This window comes from Candidatus Culexmicrobium sp. (assembly GCF_058356305.1).
Map to the genome: position 1 here is coordinate 1 of NZ_JBTVBB010000016.1, position 20,017 is coordinate 20,017.

Consider the following 20,017-nt stretch of genomic DNA (forward strand, 5'->3'; position numbering starts at 1 on the left):
GCCGGAAAAATTCTTAGAAAAATTTGAGAAATGGGAAAAAGTTGTTGAAAGCGAAGTACAAATACTAGGCAGATTATTACCCTCAAATCAAGTAGAATTGAATTAATCAAAGTGCTTTTATCCCATAAACAAACTGTATTATTTGGGGGAATTTAAATGCCAAATGAAATTAGCATAGGTAATGTTATCGCTAAAAAAGGAGAGCTTAAAAAGGGAGTAATAAGAGGAGTTGAATTAATAAATAATGTCAGCATCGATATTCCAATTCTAGTAATGAATGGAATTGAAGATGGACCAACCCTACTCTTAATGTCAACACAACATGGAATAGAAATTCAAGGAATAGAAGTAATCCATAGAGTAATGCTAAGAGAAGTAAAGCCAAATCAGCTTAAAGGAGCAATAATAGGAATTCCAGTTGGGAATCCATTAGCCTTCATGCACCACCTATATCTTTCATGGATAGATAATCTAGATGTAGGAAAAGTAAGAGCAGATAGGTCGAATGGAAATACAACTGAAAGACTAGCCTATGCCCTATGGAGTGAAGCATGGAGTAAATCAGACTTAATAGTGAACATACACTGCAACACAAGGCCAGACTCACTAATATATCAATGGATAAATATTGCAAATCCAAAGACTAGAGAAAAATTATTGAGAATGGCAAGGGCAGCTGGAGTAACAACCATAGTCTCAGAGGAGCCAATAGGTGAAGATGCACCTCCAACTCTAGACAACTTAGCTGATAGAAATGGAATACCAGTACTATTATTTGAATTAATAGATGGAAGATGGATATCAGAGCCCTCAACAACAGTTGGAGTTAGAGCAATACTAAACATAATGAAGGAATTCAAAATGATTGAAGGAGAAATAGAACCCCAAACAGGAATAAAAATCATACCAGGAACAAATAGATTCTATGGCATCCTACGTGCAAATAGGGGTGGATTAATAAGATACTTTAAGAAGCCAGGGGAATTCATTAGGAAAGGGGAGAAGGTGGCTGAAATCTACAATTTATATGGAGAAGTAATAGAAGAAGTATTTATGCCAGTAGATGGATATACATGGGCATATCCATGTGGACAAATGTTAGGAACATCTGGAAGCCTACAAGCAGTACAGACAGGAGCAAACATAGCCTACGTATTCACCCATGAGAAAGACCAGCTACCAGAAAAATAAGTTAAAAGGAGGAAGATTAGGGAACAGTCAATGTTTCAGAGGACTCCACATTTAAACTTGAATCATAAGTCCAACCAGACTTCACTACATCAATCACTGTTGAAGTATAGGTTCCCTCAAGTCTTGACCGCAAACTAAACACTACTACTCCATCACTATCAGTTAAATCAGAAAAGCTCATTACCGTTCCATCCGGAAGCTGAGTTTCAAGATAGACAGTTGCATCTGAGACTGGAGAGCCATTAGTGTCATAAATTGTAACCTGTGTATAGATAATATAGTTTATTCCCCGTCTAACATACCACATTGAAATATCCTGAACATACATTGTTCCTTCAGATGGTGGAGGCGCCTCTAATCCACAGGCTTCATCTGCATCAACAAGTCCATAACCATATTTTTCATCCCAACCCTCAGGGCCAAGATCATCAGCAGTATCCTGGAGCTTCTTTCTAACTTCGTCTGGATCCCATACACCATCACCATCAAAGTCATAATCTACATCAACCGGAGTGTTTAGGAGAAGTGCGACTGTTCCAGTTACATGTGGACATGCCATTGAAGTTCCACTAGCATATGCATATCCATCTAGGTAGGTGGATAGAATATTTACCCCTGGAGCTGAAAGTTCAACAGCTGGACCAGTACTAGACCACCTAGCACGTTCATCATTTTCATCAGTAGCGGCAACTGCAATAACATTTTCATATCTGGCAGGATAAATTACATTATCACCTCTACCTGGAGGATTACCCTCATTTCCAGCTGCAGCCACAAGAACTATCCCAAGACTATAGGCTTCATTTATCCAAGACTCAATTCCAGGGTCGCCGAGATTAGCACTTGAACCCCAACTCATTGAAATGACATGTATTTCATTTCCTTCAACATCATCATAATAAGTATTTATACACCACTCCAAAGCTTCAACTGCATCACTATAACTGCCACTACCATCATCAGTAAAAATCTTGAGAATATACAAGTTTACCTCTGGAGCTACGCCGATAACTCCAATATCATTATCTAAAGCAGCTATTATTCCAGCTACATGAGTTCCATGCCCATCATAATCCTGTGCATCTGGGTCATTATCACCTGAAAAATCATACTCAAAAACATATGAAAGGTCAGGGTGATCCTTATCAATACCAGTATCAAGAACAGCTACATTAACGCCGGCACCCATATTCCCAGAGGCATGAACAGTTAGAGCACCTATCCTCTCAACACCCCATGGAACAACTTGTCCGACAGGTTTAATAGGGAGATCATAGACAACAAATTTAACCCTCGGATTTCTCCTTAAAACTTCAATAGCAACTTCAGGTATAACTGCAGCTACAGCAGGCTTAAACTTATATGAAACCTTTACATGTCCCCCTAGACGTTTAATTAGGTCGACGTCACATTCATCCTTAAACATAATTATAACTGGAACACGTCTACTAGAAGCAACGCCAATAGTTACAGTTAATAGAGGCAATGGAAGTAAAAGTAGCACTATTAAGAGAAAAGTAAATTTACTCCTCATAACGTCACATCTACTAACAAATACTCAAGCATCAATAAAAATATTATTAACCTAATATTCAAAGAATAGTAAAATAATTTTAAATGAATTATAGTAGAAGCTGAGGAAAATGCCTATAAAAATAGACCTCCACATACATACAATCTATTCAGACGGACATGGAGAAATAAAGGAGATATTAAAAATAGCAAAGAAAAAGGGGTTAAATGGAATAGCCATAACAGATCACAACACAATTAAAGGATATATAAAAGCAAAGAAATTAAACAAAGACAAAAACTTCATAGTAATACCAGGAATAGAAGTGGAAACCAATGCAGGACACCTAATAATCCTAGGAATAGAAGAGAAGCCAAAAACAACTGGGAAAATAGAATATGAAGAAGCAATTGAATGGGCAAGAGAGAATAATGCCATAACCATAATAGCACATCCAGCCATAGGAAGATTCAAAATGAATAAATGGATTAGAAATAAGCCAAATGCAATAGAAGTAATAAACTCACAATATCCAACATCCATACTAATAAAGAGGGGGCTAAAATTAGCAGAAAAACTAAAATTACCAGTAACAGCTGGAAGCGACGCCCATCACCCACAAGACATAGCCAATGCATATACAACCATAAATGTAAACAGCTTGAAAATAGATGAAATACTAGAAGCCATAAAGAAAAATAAAATAGAAATACATGGAAAACTATCACCAATTAAAACAAGAATAAAAATAGGAATGGAATACATGATAAACAAAATAAAAATACGTAGCCAATAAATACTTAGAAAATGGGAACAAGAAAAACATACCATATAAAATGATTCTAATATTAAAATACACCATCATCAATCAAAACTAGACATTTCAGATTTTAACCATAAAAACCTATAATCCACCAGGCGTTTCCTCGCTCACGATATTCTTAATTAGTTTTCAATATTTTTAATTCCATGGGCGGGGTTAGCCCTTGGTGCGGGCTCACCAGCCTCACCCGCACCTCATGGGGCTCAGTCGAGCCCAACGCCACGGGGCTCCCATCTGAAGAGAGATATTTTAACCCAATATTAATTGCTCCAATAACATCCCTATCTAGAACTAATCCGTTACCTAGCTTAGCCAGTCTTAGCTGAATCCTGATTACTTTTGTCTTCTTTCTCCCTCTCACCGCAAAGCGGGTCATCGAGGGAGAGAACTTGTGGATTCGTTCACCAGTAAATGGATTAATAGATGAGGTATATGATTCAGATACTTCAACTACGTATAATGGCTTATTGTTTAGTACCTCTATAAGAGCTGATACACTCCATTGATGAACTCTATGTCTTAAAGTGCTTTTTCCAGCCCTCTCTATCATTTCCTTCTTACCTTTATGTACATTTCCAATAACGACTATAGCGTTATTCTGAATTGCTATTTGCTCAATAATCCTCACCGTCTTGTAGATTACGTCCTGTTTCCTCTCTTTCTCCCTAAGCTTCCTAAGAACTTTCCTTACACTTCTAGTTTTCGTTGACTTGCCTCTTGTTATCCTCTTTCTCCTCTCAGAGTATGCTATAATCAGTCTACCGAGGCCAGTTTCAACTCTGTATATTTCACATAGCTTTCTATCCTTAAACATAGCTATCGTAACATTATTCTCATTAACATCAACAGCTATAACATTACTGGGACTATATATGACTTCAAAGTTCTTCGTAAATGTTAGGTACACGGTAACCTTCCATCCATTTAGTTTCAACCTTAACTCGTTGGAAACCTTCCATCCATTATAGAAGTATCTATGTAACTGCTTATGGCTCCTATAGTGTATCTCCACCCATCCTCTATGAGTCTTTACCTTGATTACACCATCCTCTAGTCTCCAGTCTTGAGAATCCGAGTACGTTACAGTGAGCCTTTTAACTGTTGGCTTCTCGGTTTTGGCAATACCCTTCTTCTTAAGCTCTCTAAACGATTTAGCTCTCCTAGTAGCGTCCCTATAGCATCCCTTGATAATTCTTGTTGGTAACCATGGGTACTTTTCTCTAAATTTATGGTAGAAGACTTTATGTAGTGTTGATTGTGATGCTCTGTGCTCTACAGCGTATTCTACCATTTCTTGGAGCATGCTTCTATAAGCTTCATCGATCTCCCGTAAAGCTTGCCTACCATACTTATTAGTCCATCCCTCTAAGACAACGACTCTCTTAAGGGTCTTTAACTGCTTGTTCAACTGCTTTCACCACCTTCTTATACTTCCTACTACGTTTACCATAGATTCTACCAGCAAAACTGGTAACAATAGCGATAAGGTCCTCAACAAGCTCTTGATAGTAGTCTTTCGGCTCTTCATGGAATGCTACAATAACTCTAACACCATACGCTTTAAACAATTCTTCAAGATGTGTAAACCCGAACCTAGTTAATCTATCCTTGTAAGCTACTATTACGGCATCTATCTGTCTCTTCCTAGACATCTCAATGAGTTTTCTTAGTCCTCTTCTATCCTCATTTAATCCACTAGCAATATCCTTTACAACAATATGTTCTGACTTCGGGAAATGTTTCTTAACATAGTCCTCTAGTGAAGCTATCTGTCTCTCTAGGTCGTCTTTCTGAGTATTACCGCTTACACGAGCATAGATTGCTATCCTCTTTACTTCAGCATATAACCCCCCGGTTAATCTCTCGAGCTCTGATTCTGGAATATACCATCTACCATGAATATTTACCGCTCTAATTTTACCACTTTTAATCCACTTAACAACCGTGATACGAGCAACACCTAGCATTCTAGCGAACTCACTAAGCTTATACAGCTTCTCCATTATCTATCAAGTATTTAAAAGTATACAAAAATATTTAAATTTATCGAATAAACTGAAACAGCCTAAAAACAGCCATTACATCAAAAAGACCCTTCATTTCCCTTAAAATTGAATTAAAATGCTCATCAAACCAGAATATTGGAATAGCATCATCTACAAGCTGCCTAGCCCTCAAATACTCACCACAAATAATATTTAATGGTAATTCTTCCTCCAACATATTAAATGGAAAATCAACCTTAACACCAGTTAAATATGATGAAACATTTAATGCATCCTCCAAGCTAACTCCAGAAAAATTTGAAATCAATCTAGTCAAGGAAGCTAACTCATGATTTAAACATGCAGCACCTCTACCAGAGTGATATAGCATTACATGAATTTGACCCATAAACCTCTTTAATACAGCATAGTTCTGACCAACCATCCAAGCTAAACTAGGCGGGAAAAATGCACCCCAAAGCTCTACACCAAGACTTCTAGCTAAATCATCAATATTAATCAATACATTTTCAACAGCCCTCTGCCTTACATAGAAGAGTATATGTAGAGAATGAAGTTCAAGTGGACTTAAATGCGGATATAAGTGTAAATTTCTAACAGCCCTCCTAATATTTCCAGCCAACTCTATAGGATTAATATTTAAAGACTCCATGAAATCTCTACAATACCCACAAAAACATGAGAAAAACAATTCCATGTCATGAGGACTTGGAAATCTCAATGCATCAAGAATAATTACATCAGCTTCAGTTTCATCAACAATCCTCTCAATCCTAAAAAGAATATTCTCCATTAAAGATGAATTCAATATACATCCAGAATTATTAAATGCGAAAAGACCGCCCCTACCCCAAGCATCAACAACACCTAAACTTAAATCAACAGTCTTAGGAATCCAAACAAGTGGAGCGTAAAGTAGTCCAAGCTCTCTAGCCTTCAATGCAACCTCCCTTGAAGGAGAAGTGAAGACTGCATCGAAACCAAGCCTATAGGCCTCTCCAACCAATTCAACCATAGGCCTACCATATAATCCACATTTAAACCTCATGAAACACCACTAAACAGTATATAGTAGCCAATTAAATTAAAGCTAATTATTAAAGCTAGACAATCATTAACTTTTAACTAAAAGATAAACTTTAACTACAACGTTCTTATACTCATACAAACCTAAAATTTTACTGGTGAAAAAATGATAATTGTAAAGTCATTTAGAGGTGGAGAACTATACGTAGATGGATATAGAGTAAGATACATAGAGAAACTAAGCCTACCATCAATAGATGAAAGATTAAAATATATTAGAGAAGCAGGATGGAACACCTTTCTACTAAAAAACGAGCATATCTTCCTAGACATGCTAACAGATAGCGGCGTAAATGCCATGAGTATAGACCAGCTAGCAGCCATGATTTCAACCCAAGACTCATATGCTGGAAGCAAAAACTTCTATGAATTCACAGATGCAGTAAAGGAGATTTTAGGCTTCAACTATGTACTACCAACCCATCAAGGAAGAGGAGCAGAACACATAATAGCGAAAACCTTCATTAAACCAGGACAAGTAATACCAATGAATTATCACTTCACAACAACCAAGGTACACTTCGAACTTGCAGGAGGAAAAATTTTAGAACTATATACCGATGAGGCATTAAAAATTAAGAGTACACATCCCTTCAAAGGAAATATGGATACTGAGAAGTTAAGGGAAGTAATAAAGAAGTATGGGAAAGAAAATATAGCATTCGTAAGAATGGAGGCCGCAACAAATCTAATTGGAGGTCAACCATTCTCAATGGAAAACCTAAGAGAAGTAAGAGAAATATGCAGTGAAAATGACATAAAGCTAGTTTTAGATGGAAGCATGATGGACTGGAATGCATATTTAATAAAGCAACGTGAAACAGGCTATAAGAATAAGAGTATAGCTGAAATAGTGAAGGAAATGTGCAGCTATGCAGATATATTCTATGCAAGCACAAGAAAAATTACATGTGTAAGAGGAGGGTTCATAGCAACAAATAATGAAGAATACGCCACTAAAATGAGGGAATGGCTACCAGTATATGAAGGCTTCTTCACCTATGGTGGAATGTCAATGAGGGAACTAGCGGCAATGACAGTGGGATTAAGAGAAATGATTAATGAAGCCATAATAGGAGCAGAAGTAGAATTAATCAAATACTTTGCAGAAAAACTAGACAAAGAGGGAATACCAGTTGTTATGCCACCTGGAGGACTAGGAGTCCACCTAGATGCAATGGGATTCCTACCACACCTAACACAAGATAAGTATCCAGCAGGAACACTAGCAGCAGCCCTATACATAGCATCAGGAATAAGAGCAATGGAAAGAGGGACAATGTCAATGGAAAGAGATGAAGAGGGAAGAGAAGTATTCTCAGACTTAGAACTAGTAAGAATAGCCTTCCCAAGAAGAGTATATTTAAAATCACATGTAGACTACGCTGTGGACAGAATATTATGGCTATATGAGCATAAAGAATTAATGAAGGGACTAGAATGGATCTATGAACCACCAGTACTAAGATTCTTCCTAGGAAGACTAAGAGACATTGAAGAATGGGGAATAAAACTATATGAAACATACAAGAAAGAATTAGGAAACTACTAAGCATAACAGTTAAAGTAATCAAGTAAATCTAAATCACTTCATATAAGATGCCACAAGAAATATTCCAAGCCCCTTAGCCTTAACCTCAGCTGAAGGATGAATCAAATAACCAAACATAACAGGAATAATCTCTCCTTCAACAACTCTCCTCAATTTTTCTAGCTTAAAATGAAAGGCATCAACATCCCTCTCATAAATTCTAGACTTAACCTCCCCTAAAACTACTACTCTAATGTCTCCGCGCCTACCAACTCCATAAAGATTAGCCTCAATCTCCTCTCCATCCACAATGAAAAACCTTCTACTCAAACCCTCAATATCAATATTTAAATGTTTATGCAACCAGCCTGGAAGAACAGTTCTCGCAATATCCTCAAGTCCGAATCCAATAGTTTCACTTAACCTACCAACCTCAACTCTTAAAGAATTTATTCCAGAGACAAGCTTATCAACCATTAAAGCCAAACGATTAATCATCTCTTCAGTTCTAGTCTGAACTGAAATTAACTCATTCAATCTCTCCTCAGTTTTAGCTTGAGCCAAGGTCAATTCATTAATCCTCTTAACTAATTCATTTAATCTCTCTTCAAATTTGACTTGAGTATTAGAAAGCCTATTGACAGCTTTAACTAGCTTCTCAAAATCCTCTCTCCTCACCTTTAAATCCCTAATTTTATCCTCCACAACCTTAACAATAAACTCATAAAGATCAGAACTTATACTCAATAAATCACCATGAAAATTAAAGTGTAGCAGATATTTAAAATCTAACTCCCTACTAACAATAAAGTGCGACAAATATGTCAACATCAACCCTAAGAAACCCCTAAGAAAAGGTGATAATAACTTATAATTCATAAAGTAAATTTCATGCAAACCTAGAACATCAACAATAAAATACCTAGATAAATTAACAGAAAACTCTTGAAATACATCTAAAGCTTCTCTCTAAGTGTTTCAGGAACAGTTTTCAATATAGGCATCCTAATAAACAAGTCAATTATTATGGAATTATAAAGACAAATTCTGGATTCACATTTTGATACAAGTATCCTCCAATAAGCATCGCTGAAACTCTAGTTGAGTTTTGAATTAGACTTATAACACCAGTCCATTTACCATCTCGGCAGTGAAACGTATATCCTCAAGGCTAAATGCAACATAAATTGAAACAAGTATAATCCCTATAAGCTGAATATAGTATAGCGGCCTGATACCCTTAAGCCTTGTTAACACATAAGGCTTAACTACAAGAGAGAAGTTAAGTGAAGAATGGTGTTAAAATTGGAGGATGAAGTAAGACTTTTAGCTTCACTTTCAAATGCCTTTGGACCGCCTGGAAGTGAAGATGAAGTACGTGAAATATTAAGAAAAGAACTTGAAGAAGTTGCAGATGAAGTTAAAGTTGACAAGCTTGGAAACATATTCTTCCATCACCATGGAAGAGACAAGTATCCAAAAATAATGATTACAGCCCACATGGATGAAGTAGCCTTCCTAATAACAAATATAACTGAAAATGGATTCCTACGCTTCCACACATTAGGAGGAATAGTAAATAGAGTAATGCCAGGACAGAGAATACTACTAAAAGGTGAGAAAGGATATGTAAAAGGAGTTATTGGAACAAAGCCACCACACATAATGAAGCCAGAGGAAAGAGAGAAGGTAATACCCATAGAGGATCTATTCATAGACATTGGAGCAAGCAGTAAAGAGGAAGTTGAAGAAAAAGGAGTAACCATTGGAACAACAGGTGTATTCGATATCAAATTCATAGAGCTAGACGGGGGGTACTTAATGGGAAAAGCCTTCGACGACAGAGCTGGATGCACAGTACTAATACAAGTATTCAAGGCATTAAAGAACACACCATTCAATCTAACTGCAGTAGGAACAGTACAAGAGGAAGTAGGATTAAGAGGAGCACGCACAGCAGCATGGCAAATCTATCCCGACTATGCCTTAGCTCTAGAAGGAACATTCGCCAACGACATACCAGGTGTAAGGAGAGATAGAATATCAGCCAAACTCAGAGGCGGACCAGTAATAACCATAGTAGACAGAACAACCATAACACATCCAAAAATCCTAAAAACACTAGTCAGCGTAGCAAAAAAGAAGAACATTCCATTCCAATTCAAAAAGATACCAGCAGGAGGAACAGATGCAGGAGCAATACATCTAACAAAAGCAGGAATACCAAGTGGAACAGTAGCAGTACCATGCAGATACATACATGGGCCAGTAGCAATAACCCACATAGAAGACCTAAAAAACACAATAAAACTAGTAACAGAATTCGTAAAAACAATATCAGAAATATAGGCGGTGATATCGACAAACTTAATAAAATAACAATAAAAGGCATAAATATGTATATGTATATACATATGCATGGTGATTTTATGGCGAAAACAATAATGATATCAGATGAAGTCTATGAAGAACTAAAAAAGCTAAAAGGTCCAGGGGAAAGCTTTAGCGATGTAATAAAAAAGCTTCTATCCTCAAGAAGGGGAAGCTTACTTGAAATAGCTGGATCAAAAACAATAACAGAGGAAGGAGCAGAACTGATAGAGAAAATCAGAGAAGCAACATTAATAGCAGACTTAAAGAGAATTAGAGAGCTGATCAAAAAGAAGTGAAAAAATGTATTTACTAGACACCAGTTATTTAATAGACCTTATAAGAGGAAAGACAGAAGCAGTAAAACTTGCCAGAAAGATAGATGAAGAAAAAGCATATGTGGCAATTTCAACTATAACTTTCCATGAATATATGCTTGGTGTATATCTATCACACTGGAGGAACAAAGCCAAATTAAAAGAAAAACTAAAAATCGCCGAGCAAGAATTAAAGCGCTTCGACATAATACCCTACACGGAAAGAATAGCAAGAAAAACAGCTGAAAAACTAGCACACCTAATAAAAATTGGAAAACCAATAGGATTAGCAGACCTTATAATAGCAGTCACAGCCATAACACATAGACTAAAACTAGTGACTAGAAACAGGAAACACTACGAAAACATAACAGAACTAGAAATAGTAACATATTAAAATTAAGGTTAACGAATGAAAACTCAACACACCACATCCACAAAAATTCATTAAACCATTAAGTAGTTTACATTAAATTTATCCTATAATCTAGCATATCACCAAAACTTTAATAGACTTGAGAGATTTCACCTACCCCCTCCCCCCAAGTGGACATCTATTTTTTAAATAATAATTTAATTCGTATACGCATGGTGATTTAATGTCAAACCAAATAACAATCAAGATAAAAAAAGACGTGTTTATTCAATTGTTAAAGCTAAAGAATAAATTGAAGGCAAGGAGCCTAAGCAATGTCTTAAGACACTTAATAGAGGAACATGAATTATACCATAAGTCAAAGAGAATGAAGCCATATAACTTCTAAATCACCAAACTAAGCAATAAACAAGTTTAATGGTGAAATAAAATGATTGAAGTTACAGGAAGAATAAAAGTATACTTCAAACAAACAGGAAACTTCGAATTACAAGACTATCTATATGAATACTTGGAAAAATTAAGGAATATTGAGGAATATGTAGGTTTTAAGGGTGGATCACACATATTTAAAAGTGGATCTATAAGTGTTTTCCAATACCCACAAAAATCAAATAAAACTATATCAATGATATGGAGAATCTCAAAAACCAAGAACCTAGAATTCATAGACAAATTATTCCAAACAGCATTAAAATTTAATTCAAAATGTATCTTGTCAATATCAGTTAAGGGCAAAATAGACTTTAATAGATTGAAGAACTGGATTAAAAGCTATAATTTAAAATGGCTTGGAGAAAGTGAGGAATCCTTCTCAGCAATAATAGATTTTGGAGGACAAATAATATGGCTCACAGCATATAATAAGAAGAAAATATTCAATATTAGAGGAAAATTTAGGGGAAATGGATTAAAGCCAAGTGAAATCATAAGAATATTATGTGAAGGTGAAACATTAAAAGTTCTATCAGTAAGAGTTCCAAGCTCAATAAAACACTCCTACATTCAAAACGCTAGAAGACTAGGTTTAACAACCTCAGAGCTAATTAGAGAAGCCTTAAAGAAATATTTGATTAAAATATATAAAAAGGATATTGAGGAGTTGACTAGAATTGAGTGAAGAATATAAGAGAAAATATACCTTCGCAGAAGACTATGGGACAAGCTACTATAAGTATGGGCCAATAACTCTAGGGGAAACACCAGAAATAGTTGAAAATAGAGGATACTTCCCAGACACAACATCAATCATGTATCAAATAATGGCAGTACCAAGCGACGTAATAGTTGGAAAAGACATACCACTATACCTAGAAGCAACAGAAGACCTATCAACAAGACTAATCTACCCAATGAGAAATGGGGTAATTGCAAGAGATGATGAAAAGGCATGGAGAGTAGTATACGAGTTAACAAAGTATGGCTTAAAGCAATTCAAGCCACCAGAACCAGACTTTGAGGGCTTCTATGTAGTAGCATCACTATCATCAGTAGCGCCAAGATACATGTATGAAAAACTATTTGAAATCCATAGAAAAATAGATGAAGAAGAAAAACTAGTAAAGGCAGTAACAATAATACCCCAACCACTAGCAGTAGCAATAGCCCATAAAGTGCCAACATGCATAGTACTAGAAAGCGGACATGGAAACACTCAAATATGCCCAATATCCCGCTACCCAATACGTGCAGCCATAGTTGCACTTAATAGAGGAGGAAGCGATGCAAACACATTAACAAGTGAAATTTTAAAGGATGCAGGCTATGGAGACCTAGCAAGAGAAGAAGCATTAGTAACAATGGTTAAAGAGAAAATTGGATTAATACCAAGAAATCTAAATGAAGCAATTAGAGAAGCAAAGGAAAATCCAGAAAAATATAGAGCGAAAATCAGAGTGCCAAATACAAGGATAATCATAGATCTAGGTATGGAAAGCTGGACTAGATTTCTAATAGGAGAATACGTATTCAATCCAAACCATGAAATATATCAAAGCTACTTTAGAAGAGGAATGCCAAAACCAAAAGACGTGAAAATTGGAGACATATACTTTAGAGGAATGATAGACTTTGGAGAAGCAATAATAGAGGCAGCTGAAAGATGCCCAGTAGAACTACAACCACACCTATATAGACATATACTACTATCAGGAGGAAACTTCCAATGGAAAGCACCACAGGAATTCAAGCCAACAGCAATAAACTCAGTAACAAAAATAGAAATCCTACTAAAAGAAAAGGGAATAGAAAATGTAAACGTCGAAATAACAGAAGAACCAAAATACAGTGTATGGAGAGGGTGCATAGTCTACGGATATGCAGTACCAGAAAAATATGAATGGAAATGGGAAAGAATGGAAGGATGGCTAAAAATACGTGAATAAAATGGAAATAGAAAAAATTAAGCAATACTTCCAAAGCAAAAACCTCATCCAACTAGATGAAGATGAAATTAGACATCTAGAAATAAAGCCAACACTAGCCTTCACCAATGGAAAAGAAAAGATATTCATAAACATCCTACCAGCCAAGGCGGTTAGAAATAGTAGTCAACTAATAAAATTCATGATGGAAACATCAGCACTAAAAGAACAATGCAACATGATATACATTGTAATTCCAAGCCTAATAGCAACAATAATAGACAGTGAAATATTAAGGGAAATGGGAATAGGACTAATAATATCGACAGGCGAAAAACTAAGAGAAGTACTACCAGCAAAGAAACATAAACCAAAAATAATTTTAGAAGCAAACCTAGCAGAAGAAATAAAACAGATATCAAGAAGACTAAGAAAAATAGAAAACCAAATCCAAAAAATAGAAGGTCAACTCAACCAAATAATCAAAAACATAGGTGAAGCAAAGCCAATAAAACCAATAATAATAGAAAAACCAGTAAAAACCAAAGTTAAACTTCCAGGATTACCATCATACATGCAAGACAATCCATGGCTAGAAATTTTGAGGGGAAGAGGAGGAAAAGAAACTGGAAAGTAAACCAATAAGATATACAAAAATTAGAAAAATCCAGTTAGTCATAGACATAGAAGACTTCCTAACTCCAATCCTAACACTAAAAGACTTCCAAAAAATATTCAACAAAAAGCCACAGCCACCAAGATATAGAATAGCCTCAATAGAAGTACTAGCATGCCCAGAAGATGGAAACGTAATACTCCCATCAGAATGCAGTAAATGCCCAAGATTCATAAGAAGAGTAAAAGACACAATCCTATGCATAGAAAACCAGTAAAAATTAAAATATTAAAAAGAACAAGGAGATAAACAACTTAACTACATATAACGATTATAATCGCCACCTTCAACTACTTGTTAAAGAAAAGTAACAATAAGCCTAAGTTTTAGATCTTAACTGTTTAAAGTTGACTCACAAGACTATGCAACTAAATAGGAAATATCTGACATCAATCAAGTTGTCAACCAATCTATTTCTAAATTTATTGACCATATGGTAATGTTTAAATATTTTCAGAAGTGTTACCTTTCTTGCAAAAGGTGTTACCAGAATGATGGGGCGCTTAAAATATAAACATAGAAAGGGCGTTACAAGATTAGAGATAGCATTAATAATCACACTCGTAATAGTATCATGTGCCGCTGGATATGCTTGGCTAGGTAGACAAACACCTACACCATCACCAATCGAAGAAAAGCGAAAAAGCATCACTATTGTCGATAGTGCAGGAAGATACGTTACGGTTCCATGGCCACTAGAGAAGATTGCCACATTAACTTCAGATAGTGCTCAAGTCTTAATTGCACTTGGAATGAAGGATGCTATTGTCGGCATAACTAAGTATGCTGTAGGTGATCCCTGGGCTCCAAATGTAACTGTGATTGGTACTTCATTTAAACCCAATATTGAAGCCATAATAGCAACTAAACCTGACGTTGTTATAAGCTACGTTAGATGGCCTAAGCCAGAGGAATTGGAAGAAAAACTTGAACCAGTAGGTATTAAGGTTATAAGACTTGACTTCTACAAAATTGATACACTTTTCACTGAAGTTAAGCTTCTTGGACTGCTAGTTAATAAGACTGATAGAGCTGAAGAGCTTGTGAGTTATTGGAAAGGCATTGTTGAGACTATTAAGAGCCGCGTGAAGGATATTCCAGCTGAAGAGAGAGTTCGAGTTTACATTGAAGGTTATAGAGACTATGTTGCAGCTGGACCTGGAAGCGGATGGGATGAACTACTGAAACTTGCTGGTGGAATAAATGTCTTTGCAGACTCGCCAGTAACATATCCAAAGATAAGTTCTGAAGCAGTTATCGAGAAAAATCCAGACATAATAATCAAGGCTATATCAGCTAGCAAATTTCAACCATATGGAGCAGTTGATCCATCTCCACTAGTAGCAATTAGAACTGAAATTATGGAGAGAGCTGGCTGGAGTGAAATTAAAGCTGTAAGAGACGGCAAAGTCTACCTAATATGTAGTGATATGCTTCATGACACATTTGGCCTAGTAGCTGAATTAGCTTATATTGCAAAAATATTATATCCAGAAGTCTTCAATGACTTAGATCCAGTCGCTTTCCATAAACAATTTCTAGAAGAATTACTAGGTGTCAAGTATGATGGAATCTGGATATACCCAATGGGCTAGTAGGAAGGTCATCATATTAGCACTGCTAACTCTAGCTATTCCAATATTTTTTTTAGTATCAGTAAGTATTGGCGTAGTATATATTAGTCCAATTGAAATTTTAACTCTAATATTCACTCCTAACGCTAATTTAAATCCTATTTCTTGGACAATTATCTGGAATATTAGGGTTCCAAGAGCCTTAATGGCTTTAATTGCAGGGGCAACACTCGCTACCTCAGGAATTACTCTACAAGGCGTATTGAGAAATCCTCTTGTAAGCCCCTTCACTATAGGTGTTAGCTTGGGAGCCTCATTTGGAGCTGCACTAGCTATAGTTCTGGGTGTAAGCTTAATTGGATTTGGCCCATATATTATAATGGCCAATGCATTCCTATTCGCATTAATTTCATGTTTAATAGCCCTCTTTATAGCTAAAATTAAGGGTATGACTTCAGAATCAGTCATATTATCTGGCATTGCCATGACCTATATTTTCTCAGCTCTAATCACACTCCTCCAGTATATAGCTCAAGAATGGCAGTTGAAGATGCTCATCCACTGGATGATGGGCGACCTCGCCCTAGCTAATTGGAGTAGACTCCACCTGGTTACTCCATCAATATTAATTTGCATAACCCTATTCAAGTATGCATGGGACTTAAACTCACTTACAATGGGCGAAGAAGTAGCTAGAAGTCTAGGAACAAATCCAGAGCACACTAGACTTGCTTGCTCAATTCTATCTGCCCTAGCAGTTGCAATTGTAATCTGTACAACTGGTCCAATTGGATTCATCGGCTTAGTTGCACCCCATATTGCTCGACTCATTATCGGAGTAGACTATAGATTTTCAATAATTTGCTCCCTCTTACTAGGGGCAATAATCCTCCTATCAGCTGATACAATTGCAAGGGTCATCTTAGCTCCAATAGAACTTCCAGTTGGAGTTGTAACTGCCTTCCTCGGAGTACCACTATTCATCTACCTACTACTCAAGGCGAGGAGGGAGATATGGCGGTAAAAATTATGGTTAAAGGAGTTACAATTACATATGATGGAATTGAAGCATTAAGCAATGTTACCATAGAGTTTATGGAGGGAAAGGTAACCTCAATTATAGGTCCAAATGGAGCTGGAAAAACAACCATGCTTAGATGTATAGGTAATATTTTGAAACCTAAAATTGGGACAGTAATTCTAGATGGAAGTGAAATAAGTAGGCTCAACTTAAAGGAAATTGCCAGGAAAATAGGATATCTACCTCAGATCTATCCACCCCACATTCCATTAAGAGTATTTGAAGTAGTTTTACTTGGTAGACGCCCATATGTAAATTGGAGTTTAAGTAAGCGTGACTTGAAGATTGCATGGTCTTCCCTCGAAAAGGTTGGAGCAAAACATTTAGCTAACAGGTTCTTCGACGAGTTGAGTGGAGGGGAAAGACAGAAAGTCCTCATAGCAAGGGCTCTAGCTCAAGAACCCGAAGTACTACTACTAGATGAGCCTACAAGCAATTTAGATTTAAAGCATCAACTGGAAATTCTCGGACTCATAAAGAATCTAGCTGAAAACTATACTCTAACAGTTGTAATGGCAATGCACGACTTAAACTTAGCCTCAAGATTCTCCAACTATATTGTCATGCTAAAGAATGGAAAGATATTCGCCGCTGGAACACCTAGCAAAGTTCTAACACCTGAAAACATTAAGGAAGTCTATGGAGTCGAAGTAAAAGTCTTAGAAATCCCACACCCATTCATAATACCCCTGAGGATGACAACATGACTAGGCTTGCATTCATAATTGGCTATGGAGCAATAGCACTACCAGCACTATCAAAGGTACTTGCTGAAGAAGCTAAAGAACATAACTTTAAATATATCGCCATCCGTGACATCCTATCCTCAATGCACGTAGAATTCATAAGAAAAGCAGATGCAATCCTAATCTACTCCAGCAGGCTTCCAGAAGATGTGGAAGAAGCAGTTAAGAATGGAAAAGCGAAAGTAATAATATCTCTATCAGACACATATGAACATTTATCCTCCACTAACCTTCAAATCATCTCCAAGGCAGCAGCATACTATAAGACAGGTGGCAAGAATAACTTGAGAAACCTAGTTCACTTAATCCTCAAGGCAATAGGCTTCAACGTCAAAGTAGGCAGACTAGAGGAAGTTCCATGGCATGGAATACTTCACCCGAAAATTGGACTGTTCAAATCCACAGAAAAATACTTGGAAAAATATCCATATGCCTCGAAGCCCTTAGTTGGACTCCTATTTTATAGGAGTTATGCAATCTATGAACGTCTCAATCACATTGAAAAAGTTATTGACGCCTTAGAATCTGAAGGTATGGGAGTAATCCCAGTTTTCACCTATGGATTTAAAGATGTGCTTCTAAATACTCCAACCACTGAAGATAGTATTCGAAAATTCTTCTTCATCAAGAATAATCCAATTGTGGAAGGCATTGTTAATTTAACATCATTCTTCCTATTAGATCATGGAAGATGGAGTAAAAATAAACGTCAAAGATTTAAACTTGTTTCAGGAATTGAATTACTTAAAAAGTTAAATGTACCAATAATTAGCACTGTAACCTCACTATCCCAGAGCATAGAGGAATGGCTTAAAGATGAAAAAGGAGTTGACTATCTATCTCAAGTTTATAGAGTCATCATGCCTGAAGTTGACGGCTTAATTGAACCAATATTTATCGCTGGATCTAAAATGGATTCAAGTGGCGTTAAGTCATATGAAGCATACATACCCCACACCAAATATATTGCTAGAAGAGTTAAGAATTGGATTAAACTGAAGAAAAAGCCTCCAAGCAAACGCAAAATTGCATTCATCCTAATCAATCCTCCATGTAAAAATTTAGAGGCAAACATAGCTGTTGGATTCGGCTTAGATGTCCCTGAAAGCATTGTTAAGCTTCTACACAAATTAAAGGATTATGGATACAATGTAGGTAAAACACTACCTCAAACAGGAAGCGAGCTAATTAAAATGTTCCTAGAAAGGAAGGCAATAAGCGAGTTTAGATGGACTTCAATTGAAGACATTGTTAAGAGTGGAGGCGCAGTAGACTTTGTCGACGCCAACAAGTATATGGAGTGGTTTAATGAGCTCCCATCAAACATTAGAGAAAAGATGATTAATGATTGGGGACATCCAATAGATGTATTGGAAGAAAGAATTTCAAGGGAACTAGTAGGCATGATCTATAATGGGAAGTTTGTCATTCCAGGAATATTACTTGGCAACATCTTCATTACAACTCAACCTAAATTTGGATGTGCAGGTCCAATATGCGATGGAAAAGCATGTAGAATACTTCACGATCCAACAGTTACACCTCCCCATCAATGGCTAGCAGTTTACAGATGGATTACAAGAGTCTTTAAAGCCGATGTAATAATTCACTTTGGAACCCATGGAACCCTAGAGTTTAGACCAGGCAAAAGTGTAGGATTATCACCATCATGCTGGCCTGAAATCTCCATAGATGACACTCCACACCTATATGTCTATGTGGTATCTAATCCAATGGAGGGAGTCATAGCTAAGAGAAGAAGCTATGCAACAATTGTTGACCATATGTATCCGTCAATGATGATGGCAGATGTACTAGATGAAATAAACCTACTATTAGCACAATATTCCCATGCAAAACAGTTAGGAGACTTTACGAGAGCTAAAATAATCTATGATGAGCTAGTGGAGAAAGCTGAGAAACATAACATTCCAATTAAAAGTGAAGATGAAGAAAGAGTAGTAGAGGAAATTCACAGATATGTAAGTACTGTTAGGAATACTCAAATAGAAGCTGGACTACATGTATTTGGGAAACCACCAAAAAATAAAACTAGGATAGCTGAATATGTTGCAACTGCAATGGCATATGATTCACATGAACTCCCATCAATAAGGAGAGCCTTAGCTGAATACTTAGATTTAGATTATGATGAGTTAAGATCGAAGCCAAACAAACTTAATAGACTAGGTTTAACTAATTCTGAAACCCTAAACCTCCTACATAAATTAGCTGTCAAAATTATTTCTAAACTCCTAGAATTAGGAGTTACTTCCAATAAGCTTGACATCCAACTACTAATTAAAACTCTTAATAAAGAATTAAAGGATTTAACTGGAGGTGTTAAATATTCTAGAGGTTAAA

The 20,017-nt window shown here is 36.4% G+C and carries 19 protein-coding genes; 14 read left to right on the forward strand and 5 right to left on the reverse strand.

Going from position 1 to position 20,017, the window contains the following annotated elements; translation table 11 throughout:
* Nucleotides 1-156 precede the first annotated feature (156 nt).
* Entirely contained in the window at nt 157-1,191 is a 1,035-nt protein-coding gene (locus ACW8TM_RS04725) for a succinylglutamate desuccinylase/aspartoacylase family protein (RefSeq protein ID WP_491532130.1), read from the forward strand.
* Nucleotides 1,192-1,207: 16 nt separating this feature from the next.
* Here ACW8TM_RS04725 and ACW8TM_RS04730 read toward each other — a convergent pair whose 3' ends face one another.
* Nucleotides 1,208-2,725: a S8 family serine peptidase gene (locus tag ACW8TM_RS04730; RefSeq protein WP_491532131.1), complete on the reverse strand. Its 1,518-nt coding sequence runs from the start codon at nt 2,723-2,725 to the stop codon at nt 1,208-1,210.
* 109 nt (nt 2,726-2,834) lie between these two features.
* Between ACW8TM_RS04730 and ACW8TM_RS04735 the strand changes: the two genes are divergently transcribed.
* Complete coding sequence (locus tag ACW8TM_RS04735) at nt 2,835-3,500, forward strand: CehA/McbA family metallohydrolase (protein WP_491532132.1); 666 nt, start codon at nt 2,835-2,837, stop codon at nt 3,498-3,500.
* A gap of 145 nt (nt 3,501-3,645) precedes the next feature.
* Here ACW8TM_RS04735 and ACW8TM_RS04740 read toward each other — a convergent pair whose 3' ends face one another.
* Genes ACW8TM_RS04740 through ACW8TM_RS04750 form a run of 3 tightly spaced genes read right to left on the reverse strand, consistent with a single transcriptional unit; the run spans nt 3,646 to nt 6,581 of the window.
* Nucleotides 3,646-4,935 carry an IS200/IS605 family accessory protein TnpB-related protein gene (locus ACW8TM_RS04740; RefSeq protein WP_491532133.1) on the reverse strand — a complete coding sequence of 430 codons (1,290 nt, stop codon included), beginning with the start codon at nt 4,933-4,935 and terminating at the stop codon, nt 3,646-3,648.
* Nucleotides 4,910-5,530 carry an IS607 family transposase gene (locus ACW8TM_RS04745; protein ID WP_491532134.1) on the reverse strand — a complete coding sequence of 207 codons (621 nt, stop codon included), beginning with the start codon at nt 5,528-5,530 and terminating at the stop codon, nt 4,910-4,912. The genes ACW8TM_RS04740 and ACW8TM_RS04745 overlap by 26 nt, the downstream gene beginning before the upstream one ends.
* A gap of 40 nt (nt 5,531-5,570) precedes the next feature.
* A complete protein-coding gene (locus ACW8TM_RS04750; RefSeq protein WP_491532135.1) occupies nt 5,571-6,581 on the reverse strand; it encodes a hypothetical protein in 1,011 nt (336 codons plus the stop codon).
* 144 nt (nt 6,582-6,725) lie between these two features.
* Between ACW8TM_RS04750 and ACW8TM_RS04755 the strand changes: the two genes are divergently transcribed.
* Nucleotides 6,726-8,171 carry a tryptophanase gene (locus tag ACW8TM_RS04755; protein WP_491532136.1) on the forward strand — a complete coding sequence of 482 codons (1,446 nt, stop codon included), beginning with the start codon at nt 6,726-6,728 and terminating at the stop codon, nt 8,169-8,171.
* 33 nt (nt 8,172-8,204) lie between these two features.
* On the opposite strand, the gene ACW8TM_RS04760 is transcribed toward ACW8TM_RS04755, so the two are convergent.
* On the reverse strand, nt 8,205-8,897 hold the full coding sequence (locus ACW8TM_RS04760; RefSeq protein WP_491532137.1) for a DUF8196 domain-containing protein: 693 nt from the start codon (nt 8,895-8,897) through the stop codon (nt 8,205-8,207).
* 558 nt (nt 8,898-9,455) lie between these two features.
* Between ACW8TM_RS04760 and ACW8TM_RS04765 the strand changes: the two genes are divergently transcribed.
* From ACW8TM_RS04765 to ACW8TM_RS04815, 11 genes are all read left to right on the forward strand, one after another.
* Nucleotides 9,456-10,499, forward strand: a complete 1,044-nt coding sequence (locus ACW8TM_RS04765; protein ID WP_491532138.1) for a M42 family metallopeptidase — start codon at nt 9,456-9,458, stop codon at nt 10,497-10,499.
* An 80-nt stretch (nt 10,500-10,579) separates the two neighbouring features.
* Complete coding sequence (locus ACW8TM_RS04770; protein WP_491532139.1) at nt 10,580-10,819, forward strand: antitoxin VapB family protein; 240 nt, start codon at nt 10,580-10,582, stop codon at nt 10,817-10,819.
* 4 nt (nt 10,820-10,823) lie between these two features.
* Nucleotides 10,824-11,234: a type II toxin-antitoxin system VapC family toxin gene (locus ACW8TM_RS04775; protein WP_491532140.1), complete on the forward strand. Its 411-nt coding sequence runs from the start codon at nt 10,824-10,826 to the stop codon at nt 11,232-11,234.
* Nucleotides 11,235-11,436: 202 nt separating this feature from the next.
* Nucleotides 11,437-11,601 carry a hypothetical protein gene (locus ACW8TM_RS04780; RefSeq protein WP_491532141.1) on the forward strand — a complete coding sequence of 55 codons (165 nt, stop codon included), beginning with the start codon at nt 11,437-11,439 and terminating at the stop codon, nt 11,599-11,601.
* A 42-nt stretch (nt 11,602-11,643) separates the two neighbouring features.
* Nucleotides 11,644-12,333: a ribbon-helix-helix protein, CopG family gene (locus ACW8TM_RS04785; protein WP_491532142.1), complete on the forward strand. Its 690-nt coding sequence runs from the start codon at nt 11,644-11,646 to the stop codon at nt 12,331-12,333.
* Complete coding sequence (locus ACW8TM_RS04790) at nt 12,326-13,597, forward strand: hypothetical protein (RefSeq protein ID WP_491532143.1); 1,272 nt, start codon at nt 12,326-12,328, stop codon at nt 13,595-13,597. Before ACW8TM_RS04785 ends, ACW8TM_RS04790 begins: the two co-directional genes overlap by 8 nt.
* 1 nt (nt 13,598) lies before the next feature.
* Nucleotides 13,599-14,213: a hypothetical protein gene (locus tag ACW8TM_RS04795; RefSeq protein WP_491532144.1), complete on the forward strand. Its 615-nt coding sequence runs from the start codon at nt 13,599-13,601 to the stop codon at nt 14,211-14,213.
* A 530-nt stretch (nt 14,214-14,743) separates the two neighbouring features.
* Nucleotides 14,744-15,847: an ABC transporter substrate-binding protein gene (locus ACW8TM_RS04800; RefSeq protein WP_491532145.1), complete on the forward strand. Its 1,104-nt coding sequence runs from the start codon at nt 14,744-14,746 to the stop codon at nt 15,845-15,847.
* Entirely contained in the window at nt 15,816-16,850 is a 1,035-nt protein-coding gene (locus ACW8TM_RS04805; RefSeq protein WP_491532146.1) for a FecCD family ABC transporter permease, read from the forward strand. The genes ACW8TM_RS04800 and ACW8TM_RS04805 overlap by 32 nt, the downstream gene beginning before the upstream one ends.
* The gene (locus tag ACW8TM_RS04810) at nt 16,841-17,614 is read left to right on the forward strand and encodes an ABC transporter ATP-binding protein (protein WP_491532147.1); all 774 of its coding nucleotides are present in this window, start codon (nt 16,841-16,843) and stop codon (nt 17,612-17,614) included. Before ACW8TM_RS04805 ends, ACW8TM_RS04810 begins: the two co-directional genes overlap by 10 nt.
* On the forward strand, nt 17,611-20,016 hold the full coding sequence (locus tag ACW8TM_RS04815; protein WP_491532148.1) for a cobaltochelatase subunit CobN: 2,406 nt from the start codon (nt 17,611-17,613) through the stop codon (nt 20,014-20,016). The genes ACW8TM_RS04810 and ACW8TM_RS04815 overlap by 4 nt, the downstream gene beginning before the upstream one ends.
* Nucleotide 20,017: the final 1 nt, after the last annotated feature.

Coding starts and splice junctions, on each gene's coding strand:
- ACW8TM_RS04815 (WP_491532148.1), top strand. CDS start 17,611: ATGACTAGGCTTGCATTCATAATTGGCTATGGAGCAATAGCACTACCA.
- ACW8TM_RS04735 (WP_491532132.1), top strand. CDS start 2,835: ATGCCTATAAAAATAGACCTCCACATACATACAATCTATTCAGACGGA.
- ACW8TM_RS04745 (WP_491532134.1), bottom strand. CDS start 5,530: ATGGAGAAGCTGTATAAGCTTAGTGAGTTCGCTAGAATGCTAGGTGTT.
- ACW8TM_RS04750 (WP_491532135.1), bottom strand. CDS start 6,581: ATGAGGTTTAAATGTGGATTATATGGTAGGCCTATGGTTGAATTGGTT.
- ACW8TM_RS04755 (WP_491532136.1), top strand. CDS start 6,726: ATGATAATTGTAAAGTCATTTAGAGGTGGAGAACTATACGTAGATGGA.
- ACW8TM_RS04810 (WP_491532147.1), top strand. CDS start 16,841: ATGGCGGTAAAAATTATGGTTAAAGGAGTTACAATTACATATGATGGA.
- ACW8TM_RS04730 (WP_491532131.1), bottom strand. CDS start 2,725: ATGAGGAGTAAATTTACTTTTCTCTTAATAGTGCTACTTTTACTTCCA.
- ACW8TM_RS04800 (WP_491532145.1), top strand. CDS start 14,744: ATGATGGGGCGCTTAAAATATAAACATAGAAAGGGCGTTACAAGATTA.
- ACW8TM_RS04805 (WP_491532146.1), top strand. CDS start 15,816: ATGATGGAATCTGGATATACCCAATGGGCTAGTAGGAAGGTCATCATA.
- ACW8TM_RS04780 (WP_491532141.1), top strand. CDS start 11,437: ATGTCAAACCAAATAACAATCAAGATAAAAAAAGACGTGTTTATTCAA.
- ACW8TM_RS04725 (WP_491532130.1), top strand. CDS start 157: ATGCCAAATGAAATTAGCATAGGTAATGTTATCGCTAAAAAAGGAGAG.
- ACW8TM_RS04795 (WP_491532144.1), top strand. CDS start 13,599: ATGGAAATAGAAAAAATTAAGCAATACTTCCAAAGCAAAAACCTCATC.
- ACW8TM_RS04785 (WP_491532142.1), top strand. CDS start 11,644: ATGATTGAAGTTACAGGAAGAATAAAAGTATACTTCAAACAAACAGGA.
- ACW8TM_RS04770 (WP_491532139.1), top strand. CDS start 10,580: ATGGCGAAAACAATAATGATATCAGATGAAGTCTATGAAGAACTAAAA.
- ACW8TM_RS04775 (WP_491532140.1), top strand. CDS start 10,824: ATGTATTTACTAGACACCAGTTATTTAATAGACCTTATAAGAGGAAAG.